The organism is Actinoalloteichus sp. GBA129-24, from assembly GCF_001941645.1.
In the GTDB taxonomy this organism is placed as follows: domain Bacteria; phylum Actinomycetota; class Actinomycetes; order Mycobacteriales; family Pseudonocardiaceae; genus Actinoalloteichus_A; species Actinoalloteichus_A fjordicus.
Window position 1 is genome coordinate 6,134,582 of the sequence record NZ_CP016077.1, and the last position, 12,454, is coordinate 6,147,035.

Here is a 12,454-nt window from a genome sequence, read left to right on the forward strand (position 1 = left end):
TCATCCCTCCACGGTCCCCATCCCAGCGCGCCAGACGCGGGTACGACCGACGAGCGTACTCATCGCGACTGGTCAGCCACCGCGTGCGGCGGTCGGACACGCGCCCGCATCCGGCCCGAGATCACGGCGACGGGATGACCGGAGGCCGCAGTCACTCTTTCGCGCAGTCCGGCGCGGCCGGGGATGTGACGGTGTGTCAGGCGAGGAGGGGCGGGGCCGAGACTCAGCCGACCGCGCCCGCGATGATCAGGATGATGCCCAGCGGCACGGCGACGAAGATGCCGATGCGCATGAGCTTGTGCGTCGTGGTCCGGGCCGCCCGCAGCTCGTCCTCACTGCGGGTGGAGATGATGAAGTGCCCCTTCTCCGGCTTCGCGATCGACAGCTCGCCCCGGCGGTCGTTGACCTCGCCGAGCACGTACAGCCGCTGACCGGGACGAACCACCCATTCGGTGTACCGATGACCGATCGTGCCGCCGCTGCCCGCGCGACTGCCCACCAGCCGGACGAGCGCCGATCCGAGTCCCTCGCCGCCGCCACCGCCGCCTCGGGCGGTCTCATAGCTGTTGAGAGTCTGCTCCGGCTTGTCCGGCTTGAGACCGCCCGGCTCGACGAGGATCAGCTCGCCTGCGTCATCGCGGATCGCATAGCCCTGCGGCGAGGAGTGCTCGGCGAGCTGCTCGGTCCGCTTGGAGACCTGGCGGCGGTTGTCCTGGATGGTGACGTGCTCGTACTCCCGCTCGATGCGGTAGCGGAACCACACGCACTCGGTGCTCGTCAGCTCGGAGCTCAGCGGGCCGGTCGGCAGCGGCTCAGCGACCCCCACCACCTCGCACTCCTTGCGAAACGTGCCCTGACCGCCGACGTCGTCGGAGGCCTTGCGGAGCATCTTCAGCTCGGACACCGGGAGCGTGTCGGCGGCGATCATCGCGTGCAGCTCGCTACGGGCATGCGACATCCCGAAGAAGGCGATCACCGCGACGAGCAGCAGACCGATTCCGATGAAGATCATTCTCGACCCTTCGTTTCCTGCCGGACATCGCCCGCCCGCTGGTCGGCGGGCCGAGCGGCTTCACCATATGGGTTAGTCCCCGCCGGAGTCGTCGGCTTCGCAGAAGGCGACGACGCTTCGATACCGGACGGTGATGGGTGCGGCGGCCTGTCACCTGTCACCTGTCAACCGTCGCACCCGTCCACTCCGCCAGGCTCGCGTGCCCGGGGCTCGCGAGCGTGGAACTCACCGGCAGCGGCACCGCACGGCGAGCATGAATCACGTCACGCGGCTAATCCGGTCCCGAGCGATCGGCCCCGACCCCGAACGGCAGTACATCGCGGGAGAGGCACGGCAGGCGCGCGGCGGGACAGGCGGCAGTACACCGATGGGCAGGATCGGACCGTGCAGGGCGGCCGGGGCGACGCCGGAGCCGGATCGCCTGCCGCCCGCAGACGACATGGAGAGACCGCTCGGGGCCCGCCACGTCTCCGCCTGGGCGGTGGGCCTCGGTGGAGGTCGTTGCCGTCCTCAGCGCTCCTCGAAGCCGGGCCCGATGTCCTCGACCGGCGTCCAGAGCGGAACGACGGTGTCGACGACGCCCGGCGGCTGCTCGGAACGCAGCAGCGCCAGCAGGCGGCGGCCCGAGGCACGCGGCCCCTGAGCGACGACGGCGACCCGGCCGTCCGGCAAATTCTCCGCATACCCGGACAAGCCCAGTTCCAAGGCACGGCACCGCGTCCACCAGCGGAAGCCCACGCCCTGCACCCGGCCTGCCACCCAGGCCGTCAGCCGGACCTCGTCCGTCTCGCCGTCGGCGCCGACCGAATCCACTCCGGAGTCCGTGTTCACCGGCTCATCGTGCCGCATCGGCATCCGCGTCGCGGCGACCACCGGCCTGCGTCGCCGGGACGGCTGATCCGACTGCACGCGACCGGCTGCCCGGGTCAGGGTCGCCCGCTGTCAGGGTCGCCCGCAGTCAAGGTCGCGCACTGTCAAGGTCGCCCGTTTCGGTCGCCCGCTCGGCAGCGACCAGCACCGTCCGGCTCACCCCGACCGCGTGGCGGGTTCGCCGCAACGGCAGGCCGCACCGACGCCGATGTGTGGTTCGCATGTAGTCGATCATGGTTCACGTCGCTCCGGCGATCACCACACCTCAGGCAGGCCTGGACGGCATCCGCAGCTCCGCGACCGCGACAGGCGAGGACGAAGCACTGTTCGCCGACCTGCCGTCCTGGTACCGTCTCCGCCCGTGGTCCACCCCCGGAGCAGACGCCTCGGCACGGCCGTCGGCCTACTGTCGATGGTGGCCGGAGCAGTCGCGGCCGGGACGTTGTCCATGACCACGGCAGAACCCTCGATCGTCGCAGGCGCCGACTCGGCTGCCGGGGCGCCGCACTCCTCGGCTCCGCCGTACTTACCCAGCGGTGCCGCGGCTCCGTCGTGGGAGTCCGAGCCGCCCGCACCGAGCACGACCGAGTCTGCCCCTCCCACACCGAGCACCACCACGGAACCGCCGGTCCCCACGACGACGGATGAGGTCGAGCCGGAACCCACCACGCAGGAACCGCCCGCACCACCCCCTGCGCCGCCTCCCCCGCCGGAGCCGACACAGCCCGCCGCAGGCCAGTCTCCGGAGTCTGCTGAGGTCGTGACGCTGGCGAATCAGGCTCGCGCCGAGGCGGGATGCGGTGAGCTGCGGTTCGACGACCGGCTGTTCACCGCCGCGCAGAATCACAGCAGCGACATGGCAAGCCGGGACTACTTCTCTCACGAGTCGCCCGAGGGCACGAGTTTCGTGGATCGCGCGATCGCGGCCGGTCATCCCAGCCCCGCCGCGGAGAACATCGCGATGGGCGCCCGCACCGCCGACCAGGTGATGCGGATGTGGCTCGACTCCCCCGGCCACCGGGGGAACATCCTCAACTGCGATCTGACCACGATCGGAGTGGGGTTGGACACTGACGGCTGGTACTGGACACAAGTATTCGGACGGTGAAAGACGTGCGGGAAGACCGCCGGGACGACATCGAGCACAAGAAGGCACCACCGACCGTGCTGCTCGCCGCCGCGGGGGTGGTGACCGCCACCGCGTTCGCGACCATCGCGACGCTGGGCATGGGCAACCCCGCCCAGCAGGACAGCGGACCGATCCTTCGCCAGGACGTCTCTCACAACGACGCCACCCTCCCCGGCAGCTCCTCAGGCAGCCCGACCGAGTCGGGCGCCCCGAGCACCGACGTGGTCTCCGAGGAGATCGACGACGTCGACGCGGAACAGGCCGACGGCGACGCAGGCGACGCACAGACCGGTGAGCAGACCGAGGACGGGGTCACCAGGCCGCCGCGCCCGCCGAACGACGGGAACGGCGGCGACAGCGGCAACCCGGGCGGCACCACCGATCCGGGCGGCACCGAGGGCGGCAGCGGCGGCGATGACGGGGCGTCGAACCCCACCACGCCTCCCACGGTGCCCCCGCCGACCACGACGCCGCCCACGACGCCCCCCACCACCAACCCGCCGACGACCGACGATCCCCCGCCGACGACCGACGACCCGCCGCCCCCCAGCGACGATCCGCCGCCGATCTCCTCCGGCGTTCCCTCGACCGAGACTCCGGAGCCGAGTGCCGGGCCGACGTCGACCTCGGGCGACCCGCTGTACGGCCCCTCGGCCTGACGGCACCTGATCCGCCTGCGAGGCCGGTCATCCCCTGCCGGGGGTGACCGGCCTCGTCTTCGTTGTGCGCTGCGGCTCGTGGAAGCAGGCGGGCTCGACCGCCCGCACTGCGACAGGCGGTTCGACGGTGCCGCAGGCTGCCCGGCCGGAGCAGCCGTCACGCCCGGGACCCCCGCTCGATCAGCGAAGCAGGTCCGCCGCCGACCGAGTGACCGCGTCGTCGCTGCGGGCCGACTTCCCCGCCGCAGCGCGACCCGTTCCCAGCGCCCGGCCTGGCCGGCTCGGCACAGTCGCCGACTCCGCTTCCGGCTCCGCCCCCGACGCCGACGGCTCAAGCCGCGAACCGGGCCGACGACCGATGTCGCAACCTCTGATCACAGCTCGAACCGGTAGCCCATCCCGGCCTCGGTACGCAGGTGACGCGGACTGCCCGAGTCCGGTTCGAGTTTGCGTCGCAGCTGTGCCAGGTAGACGCGCAGATAGTGGTTCTCGGCGAGATAGCCGGGCCCCCATACCTCGTGGAGCAGCTGCTGTCGGCTCACCAGTCGTCCCCGATTCCGCACCAGCACCTCCAACACGCCCCATTCGGTCGGTGTGAGGTGGACGGGACTACCGTCCCGGTAGACCTGTCTGGCCGCCAGGTCGACAGTGAACGACGCGGTGCGGACCACCGGTTCGTCGGCCTCACCCGCTCCCGACCGGCGGACCGCCGCGCGCAGCCTGGCGAGCAGCTCGTCCATGCCGAAGGGCTTGGTGACGTAGTCATCGGCGCCCGCGTCCAGTGCCCGCACCTTGTCGCCGGACTCGGTCCGAGCCGACAGCACGATGATCGGCACCCGGCTCCAGCCGCGCAGGCCCTCGATGACGGTCGTGCCGTCGAGATCGGGCAGACCGAGGTCCAGCAGGACCACGTCCGGTCTGCCCGACGCAGCCGTCCGCAGGGCGCTCGACCCGTCGTGGGCGGTCAGCACCGCATAGCCGTGCGCAACGAGATTGATCCGCAGTGCCCGGACCAACGCCTTCTCATCATCGACCACCAGCACCGTCGTCATCGGTCCGCCTGCTCCGCCGCCGTGGGCAGAGAGATGACCACGGTGAAGCCGCCGCCGGGCGTGTCCTCGGCGCGGATCGTGCCGCCCATGGCCGACAGGAAGCCCCGGGCCACACTGAGCCCCAGGCCCAGCCCGGGCCGTGAGTCCCGATCTCCCAGTCGTTGGAACGGGGCGAAGACCTCTTCGGCCGAGCCGCCGGGAACGCCGGGGCCCGTGTCGACCACCCGCAGCTCAGCGCGATCGCCGTACACGCTGGCCCGCACCGCCACCTCGGGCGCGCGACCACCCCGGCCGTACCGGAGCGCGTTGTCGATGACATTGGCCACCGCCCGCTCCAGCAGGCCGATGTCTGCGGCGACGTCGGGCAGGCTCTCATCGATCTCGACACGCACTGTCTCGCGTTCCTCCATCCCCGCCAGCGCGGCGAAGACCACCTCGTCATAGCCGATGGCCTCGATGCGCGGCGAGACGGCCCCGGTGGCCAGTCGGGAGGAGTCCAGCAGATTGGCGACGAGCGCGGCGAGTCGATCGGTCGCACCGTCGATCACGGCGAGCAACTCCGCAGTGTCGACGTCGGAGAGGTTCAGCGAGGGGTCACGCAGGCTGGCCAGCGAGGTCTTCACTGTGGTCAGGGGCGTTCTCAGGTCATGGCCGAGGGCGGACAGCAGTGCGGTGCGCAGGCCGGTGGCGTCCGCACGGCGCTGCGCCGCAGACGTCTCGGCGGCCATCCGCTGCTGCCGCAGGGCCACCAGTGCCTGCCCTGCGGCAGCCTCCAACACGAGCTGATCCTCGGCGGGCAGCAGCCTGCCACGAAGGACGAGACGGATCTCCGGGGTCACCACGATCTCGCTCGTCACATCCTCGTCGCCGTCCCCATCGCTGCCTGCGCTCCCCAGGGCGCCGGAAGGGACGAAACCGACCTGACCGGACAGGCTCCCGTGTGCGGCCCCACGACCTCGGACGGCCTCCTCGACGCCGCTCGACCCGACCTCGACCCATTCGGCATCGCGATGTTCCAGCATCACCACCGAGGTCATGCCGAAGTTCTCCCTGATCTTCTCCAGCAGCCGGGACGCGGGCTCGGGGTGGGTGAGCACTGTGCGTGCGTAGGAGGCGAGCAGCACCGACTCGGCCCGAGAGCGGCCGGCCTGGGCCGCCAGCCGCGCGGCCCGGTCGACGACGAGTGCGACCATCACCGCGACGGCCACCATCACCACCAGCGTGATCACCTGTTGGCGGGGCGAGACCGCCAACGAGAACTGTGGCGCGGTCAGGAAGTAGGTGAACAGCAGCCCCGACACCACCGCCGCGCACAGCGCGGGGCCGAGTCCGCCCACCAAGGCGACGATCACGATCACCAACAGGAAGCCCACCACGTCGGTGGAGAGGTCGACGGTGGCGCCCAACAGCAAGCCGATGCAGGTGACCAGCCCCGGCAGCAGTACCGCGAGCGCCCAGCTCAGCACGCGGCGCCAGCCGGTGATCGGCGCGACCCGGCCCCGCCTGCCCTCGCCTGCGTGCGGGTGAGTGACGATGTGGACGTCGATCGAGCCGGATTCGCGCACCAGCGCGGCGCCGATGCCCTCGTCCCACAGCCGGGCAGCACGCGAGCGGCGGGAACTGCCGAGGACGAGTTGAGTCGCGTCCACGCCTCTGGCGAAGTCGAGGAGTGCGGAGGCCACGTCGTCACCCAGCACGACGTGGAAGGTGGCCCCGAGGTCGACGGCCAGCTGCCGGTATCGCGCCAGCGCGCCGGGCTTGGTGCCGCTGAGGCCGTCGCCGCGCAGTGCGTGCACGACGAGCAGCTCCGCTCCCGCCCGGTTGGCGACTCGCCGAGCACGCCGGATCAGAGTCTCACTCTCCTGACCGCCGGTGATCGACACCACGACCCGTTCCCTCGTCTCCCAGGTCTCGGTGATGTGCTGGTCCGCGCGGTAACGGCGCAGGGCGACGTCGACCTGGTCGGCGACCCACAACAGCGCCAGCTCACGCAGGGCACCCAGGTTGCCCGGCCGGAAGAAGTTCGCTAGCGCCGCGTCGACACGGTCCGCCGCGTAGACGTTGCCGTGTGCCATCCGGCGGCGAAGTGCCTCGGGAGTGATGTCGATCAGTTCGACCTGTTCGGCGGCCCGAACCACCTCATCGGGCACGGTCTCCCGCTGGCGGGTCTTGGTGATCGTCTCGACGACGTCGTTGAGGCTCTCCAGATGCTGGATGTTGACGGTGGTGAGGACGTCGATGCCTGCCGCGAGCAGCTCCTCGACGTCCTCCCAGCGCCGCACGTTGCGAGAGCCGGGCACGTTGGTGTGCGCCAGCTCGTCCACCAACGCGATCTCTGGCGCCCTGGCCAGCACGGCATCCACGTCGAGTTCGGTCAGCTCGCTTCCCTGGTAGGTGATCCTGCGCCGGGGCACCTGCTCGATGCCCTGGGTGAGAGCCTCGGTGAGGGCTCGACCGTGGCTCTCCACGAAACCGATCACCACGTCTGCGCCCCGCTCCCGCCTGCGGGCCGCCTCGCCGAGCATGGCGTAGGTCTTGCCGACGCCTGCCGCCGCACCGAGGTAGACCCGAAGTTCCCCTCGGCGCGGCAGTGCGGAGAGTCGCCCCGTCGGCTGGGCATCGCGTCCCGACTCCGGCGTGCCCACCGCGAGGAGGCTCTCGTCGGGGGCTGCCGGGTCGCCGGTCCCGGCGTCTCCTTGCGACCGAGCCTCTCGCCCGCGATCGTCATCTGGCGGATTCGACGCGATGTCCACGAGTCGAGTCTGCCCCGGCTCCACTACTGTCACCGAGCACGCCTTTCGACCAGGGCACGGAGGCGGGACGGAGCGCACGATTCACGGGTTGCCGAGTCACCCGGGATCATCAGCCGACTCTCCACTGATCGCCTCCGCGACCGCGACGTTCAGCGTGAGCACGTTCACCGTCTGACCACCGAGGAAGCCCAGTTCTCGCCCCTGGGTGTGCTCGTCGACGAGATCGCGCACCCGTTGCTCGGACAGGCCGGTCACCCTCGCGACGCGGGCGACCTGGAGTTCGGCGTAGGCAGGCGAGATGTCCGGGTCCAGCCCGGAGGCGGAGGCGGTGACCGCGTCAGGGGGCACGGACTCGATCGGCACGCCTTCCCTGGTGGCGATCACCTCCGCTCGCGCATGCACCAACCGGGTCAACGCGGGGTTGTCCCCGGCCAGGTTGGAGCCGCCGGACGCAGCCGGGTCACCGGGCCCGAGCCCGTCGGATGCCGAGGCAGCCGCCGAAGGCCGGTGATGGAAGTAGCGGTCGGCGGTCGGATCGTCCTCGGCAGCGGGATCGACGAGATCGAGCCCGAGATTCTCCAGACCCACCGCACGGCCGTCGTGGTAGACGACCGAGCCCTCGGCGGGTGAGGACAGGCCTGGCAGCCGGGACACCGAATAGACGGTGATCGGGTACATGATCCCGGTCAGCACTGTCATGACCAGCAGCAGACGGAGGCCCGCCATGGTCTGTCGCAGCAAGGTGGTGGACATCGTGATCACCCGATTCCGGGGAGGTGACGAACGAACAGGTCGATGAACCAGATGGCGATGAACGGCGTTATCAGGCCGCCGAGCCCGTAGACGAGCAGATTGCGCCGCAACAGCGTCGACGCGCCCGCAGCCCGGTAACGGACTCCCCGGAGCGCGAGCGGGATCAGGACGACGATGATCAGCGCATTGAAGATCACCGCAGACAGGATCGCCGAGGACGGCGTGGCCAGACCCATCAGGTTCAGCGCCTCGAGCTGCGGGAAGATCGAGGCGAACATGGCAGGCAGGATCGCGAAGTACTTCGCGAGGTCGTTCGCGATGCTGAAGATCGTCAACGCGCCCCGGGTGATGAGCAGTTGCTTGCCCACCTCGACGATCTCGATGAGCTTGGTCGGGTTCGAGTCGAGGTCGACCATGTTGCCCGCCTCTTTCGCAGCCGAGGTGCCGCTGTTCATCGCGACCCCGACGTCGGCCTGGGCGAGCGCCGGGGCGTCGTTGGTCCCGTCCCCGGTCATCGCGACGAGCCTGCCGCCCGCCTGTTCCTTCTTGATCAGCGCGATCTTGTCCTCAGGACGTGCCTGCGCGAGGTGGTCGTCCACCCCGGCGTCCTCGGCGATGGCCCGTGCGGTCAACGGGTTGTCACCGGTCACCATGACAGTGCGGATGCCCATCGACCTGAGCCTGGCGAACCGCTCTCGCATTCCGGGTTTCACCACGTCCGCGAGCCTGATGACTCCGAGGACCCTGGCACCAGCTGCATCGGTCTCTCCACAGACGAGCGGGGTGCCGCCGCGCAGGCTGATCTCGTCGACGATGCTCGTCAGGTCGGCGGGTACGGTGCCGCCGCGCTCGCGCACCCAGGAGGCGACCTCGGCGGCGGCGCCCTTGCGAACCGAGCGCAGGCCGCCGCCGTCGGGCAGGTCGACGCCGCTCATCCTGGTCTGCGCGGTGAAGGGGATGAACTCGGCGTTCCGTTCGCCCGAGTCGAGCTCCATCGGCAGGCCGTGCTCCATGGCGCACAGGTCGATGACGCTGCGTCCTTCCGGCGTCTCGTCGGCCAGGCTTGCGAGCCTTGCTGCCGCTGCCAGCCGGGTCAGGTCGCCGTCCTCCACCGGCACCAGTTCGACCGCCTGCCGGTTGCCGAAGGTGATGGTGCCTGTCTTGTCGAGCAGCAACGTGCCGACGTCGCCTGCGGCCTCCACCGCACGACCCGAGGTGGCGAGCACGTTGCGCTGCACCAGCCGGTCCATTCCTGCGATGCCGATCGCCGAGAGCAACGCACCGATCGTGGTGGGGATGAGGCACACCAGCAGGGCGGTCAGGACGATCAGCGACTGTCTGCCGCCCGAGTACCCCGCGATGGGTTGTAGGGCGACGACGGCCAGCAGAAAGATGATCGTCAGCGTCGACAGCAGGATGGTCAGTGCGATCTCGTTCGGTGTCTTCTGCCGTCGAGCACCCTCGACGAGACCGATCATCCGGTCTACGAAGGACTCGCCAGGGCGAGTGGTGATCCGCACGATGACGCGATCGGAGAGGACGGTGGTGCCGCCGGTGACCGACGAGCGGTCACCGCCCGCCTCGCGGATGACCGGCGCGGACTCGCCCGTGACAGCGGACTCGTCCACGGTGGCCAGGCCTTCGACGACGTCACCGTCTCCTGGAACGACATCCCCTGCGGTGAGCACGACGTGGTCGCCCACTCGCAACGCGGAGGCAGAGACCTCCTCTACCGCCAGGTCCGATGCGGCGAGCAGCGTGCCGACGCGCTCCGCGACGTCCGGCCCGCCCAGTCTGCTGGCGACGCTGGAGACACGCGAGCGGCGCAGGGTCTCGGCCTGAGCTCGTCCCCGTCCCTCGGCGACGGCCTCGGCGAGATTGGCGAAGAGGACGGTGAACCAGAGCCAGCCCGCCACCGCGAAGGCGAACGGGTCCGGGTCGAGGACGGCCAGCACGGTGACCAGCGCCGAACCCACGGCGACGACGAACATCACCGGATTGCGCGCCTGGTGCCGTGGTGAGAGCTTGCGCAGTGCCGCAGGCAGGGAGATCAGCAACAGCCTCGGGGAGAAGGCACCCGCACGAGGACGGTCGGTCGAGTCGGCCGCCGGGGTCTGCCGGGGCATCTCGTCGGTGGTGGTCATGCCAGTGCCTCCGCAATGGGGCCGAGGGCGAGTACGGGGAGGAAGGTCAATGCGGTGAGGAGTACCACCGTGCCGGTGAGCAGTCCGGCGAACAGCACGCCGCCGGTGGGCAGGGTGCCCTCGCCCGGCGGAACGGTGCGCTGCCTCGCGAGCGCGCCTGCCAGGGCAAGGACGGCGATGATCGGGAGGAGCCTGCCGAACAGCATCGCGACGCCCAGGGTCGACTGGAAGAAGTCGTCCGTGACGGTCAGACCCGCGAAGGCGCTGCCGTTGTTGTTCGCCGCCGACGCATAGGCGTAGAGCACCTCCGACAACCCGTGCGGGCCCTCGTTGTTGAGCGCCTCCAGCGTCTCGGATCGGGTCAACGCCCATCCGGTGCCAAGCAGCACGAGGGCAGGCATCGTCAACAGCGAGATCGCCGCGCAGGTCACCTCGGTACGGCCGAGTCGCTTGCCCAGGTACTCCGGGCTGCGACCCACCATCAGACCCGCGAGGAAGACCGCGATCACCGCGAGCACGAGCAGGCCGTACAGACCGGTTCCCACCCCGCCCGGGGCGACCTCGCCGAGAAGCATGTTCAGCAGTAGCGCGCCGCCGCCCAGGCCGGTGAAGCTGTCGTGCATCGCGTTGACCGCGCCGGTAGAGGTGCCGGTGGTGCTCACCGCGAAGAGCACCGATGAAGCGATGTCGAACCGAACTTCTTTGCCCTCCATGGCCGCGCCTGCCGCCAGTGTCGCGGGCCCGTTGGGATGAGTCTCAGCCCACCAGGTGACCGCCGACACCGTGGTCCAGAGCAGCGTGATGACGGCGATCAGCACGGTGCCCTGCCTGCGGTCGCCGACCATGATGCCGAAGGTCCTGGTCAGACAGACCGGGATCACCAGGAGAAGGAAGACCTGAACGATGCTGGTCCACGCGGCCGGGTTCTCGAAGGGGTGCGCCGAGTTGGCGTTGTAGATGCCGCCACCGTTGGTGCCGAGGAGCTTGATCGCCTCCTGGCTCGCGACCGGCGCCAGCGGGACGTCATGGGTGATGCCGTCGAGGCCGGTGACCCGCACGCTGTCCGCGAAACTCATGACGACGCCTGCCGAAACGAAGAGCACCGCCGCAACAAGGGCAACCGGCAGCAGCACTCGGACGACCCCCCTGGTGATGTCCACCCAGACGTTGCCGAGCCGGTCCGTCCCCGACCGGACGAAGCCCCGGATCAGGGCGACCGCGACGGCCAGACCGACCGCTGCGGACAGGAAGTTCTGCACCGTCAGCCCGGCGGCCTGCACGAAGCTGCCGAGCGTGCTCTCCGGAACATAGGACTGCCAGTTGGTATTGGTCACGAAACTGACGGCGGTGTTGAACGCAGTCCCCTCGTCGACCGGGCCTCGGTCGAAACTCAACGGCAGTAGCGCCTGGAGTCGCTGGAGCAGGTACAGCAACAGCACCGAGACCAGTGAGAAGCCGAGAACTCCGATCGCGTAGCCGCTCCACCGCTGGTCGGAATCGGGATCGACCCCGACCAACCGGTAGACGAGTCGTTCCAGACGGTTGTGCTTCCGACCGGTGTACACCGACGCCAGGTAGGCGCCTGCCGGGCGGTAGATCAGGGCGAGAGCGAAGACGAGCACCCCCGCCTGGATCAACCCCGCAGTGATCGGGCTCATCAGAACCTCTCCGGGCGAATCAGGGCATACACGAGGTATCCGATCAACAGCAGCGCGAGCACACCGGCGACCAGGTCGGCGCCGACGCTCGTCGCGGCGCCCGTCACAACCGCTCCAGGCCACGGACGACCAACATGAGCAGGCCGAACACACCGACTGTCAGCGCGAGATAGGCGAGATCAGCCATCCCAGACGTCTCCTCCATGGTTTGTCGCCCCGATCGGGTGACACACCTCCGGAGCATCCGTCCGCCGCATGCCCGGGCGCGAGAGCGTTGACGGCTTCTTGATGGTCGGCGGCCCGATGTTGACGACGTCCTGACCAGGCGAATCGTCTGTCCGTTCGCGGAGTACACCTCGGCACGCCGAGACCAGGTGTCACGGCGGTGCTGATCGCGGCCAGGTGAGACGCGGCTAGATTGCGG

Annotated in this window: 10 protein-coding genes; 2 read left to right on the top strand and 8 right to left on the bottom strand. The window is 69.8% G+C overall.

The features are described from left to right. Positions 1-223: 223 nt before the first annotated feature. Both UA75_RS26280 and UA75_RS26285 read right to left on the bottom strand, forming a co-directional pair. Positions 224-1,012, bottom strand: a complete 789-nt coding sequence (locus tag UA75_RS26280) for a GIDE domain-containing protein (protein ID WP_075742531.1) — start codon at positions 1,010-1,012, stop codon at positions 224-226. A 510-nt stretch (positions 1,013-1,522) separates the two neighbouring features. Further along, positions 1,523-1,843, bottom strand: coding sequence for an acylphosphatase (locus tag UA75_RS26285; RefSeq protein WP_232237456.1), 321 nt, complete (start codon positions 1,841-1,843; stop codon positions 1,523-1,525). Between the two features lie 487 nt (positions 1,844-2,330). On the opposite strand from UA75_RS26285, the gene UA75_RS26290 reads away from it, so the two are divergent. Together UA75_RS26290 and UA75_RS26295 are read left to right on the top strand one after the other, a co-directional pair. Beyond that, positions 2,331-2,990: a CAP domain-containing protein gene (locus UA75_RS26290; protein ID WP_232237458.1), complete on the top strand. Its 660-nt coding sequence runs from the start codon at positions 2,331-2,333 to the stop codon at positions 2,988-2,990. A 5-nt stretch (positions 2,991-2,995) separates the two neighbouring features. Continuing rightward, the gene (locus tag UA75_RS26295; protein ID WP_075765634.1) at positions 2,996-3,670 is read left to right on the top strand and encodes a hypothetical protein; all 675 of its coding nucleotides are present in this window, start codon (positions 2,996-2,998) and stop codon (positions 3,668-3,670) included. Positions 3,671-4,044: 374 nt separating this feature from the next. On the opposite strand, the gene UA75_RS26300 is transcribed toward UA75_RS26295, so the two are convergent. From UA75_RS26300 to kdpF, 6 genes are all read right to left on the bottom strand, one after another. Continuing rightward, positions 4,045-4,722 (bottom strand): response regulator, encoded by a 678-nt coding sequence (locus UA75_RS26300; protein WP_075742533.1) that lies wholly within the window; start codon positions 4,720-4,722, stop codon positions 4,045-4,047. After that, entirely contained in the window at positions 4,719-7,367 is a 2,649-nt protein-coding gene (locus UA75_RS26305) for a DUF4118 domain-containing protein (protein ID WP_075744236.1), read from the bottom strand. The genes UA75_RS26300 and UA75_RS26305 overlap by 4 nt, the downstream gene beginning before the upstream one ends. Before the next feature lie 204 nt (positions 7,368-7,571). Then, positions 7,572-8,228, bottom strand: a complete 657-nt coding sequence (locus UA75_RS26310) for a potassium-transporting ATPase subunit C (protein WP_075744237.1) — start codon at positions 8,226-8,228, stop codon at positions 7,572-7,574. 5 nt (positions 8,229-8,233) lie between these two features. Next, positions 8,234-10,372 carry a potassium-transporting ATPase subunit KdpB gene (gene kdpB / locus UA75_RS26315; RefSeq protein WP_075742534.1) on the bottom strand — a complete coding sequence of 713 codons (2,139 nt, stop codon included), beginning with the start codon at positions 10,370-10,372 and terminating at the stop codon, positions 8,234-8,236. Then, positions 10,369-12,030 carry a potassium-transporting ATPase subunit KdpA gene (gene kdpA, locus UA75_RS26320; RefSeq protein ID WP_075742535.1) on the bottom strand — a complete coding sequence of 554 codons (1,662 nt, stop codon included), beginning with the start codon at positions 12,028-12,030 and terminating at the stop codon, positions 10,369-10,371. The genes kdpB and kdpA overlap by 4 nt, the downstream gene beginning before the upstream one ends. Beyond that, a complete protein-coding gene (gene kdpF / locus UA75_RS26325) occupies positions 12,030-12,137 on the bottom strand; it encodes a K(+)-transporting ATPase subunit F (RefSeq protein WP_075742536.1) in 108 nt (35 codons plus the stop codon). Before kdpF ends, kdpA begins: the two co-directional genes overlap by 1 nt. Between the last annotated feature and the right edge of the window lie 317 nt (positions 12,138-12,454).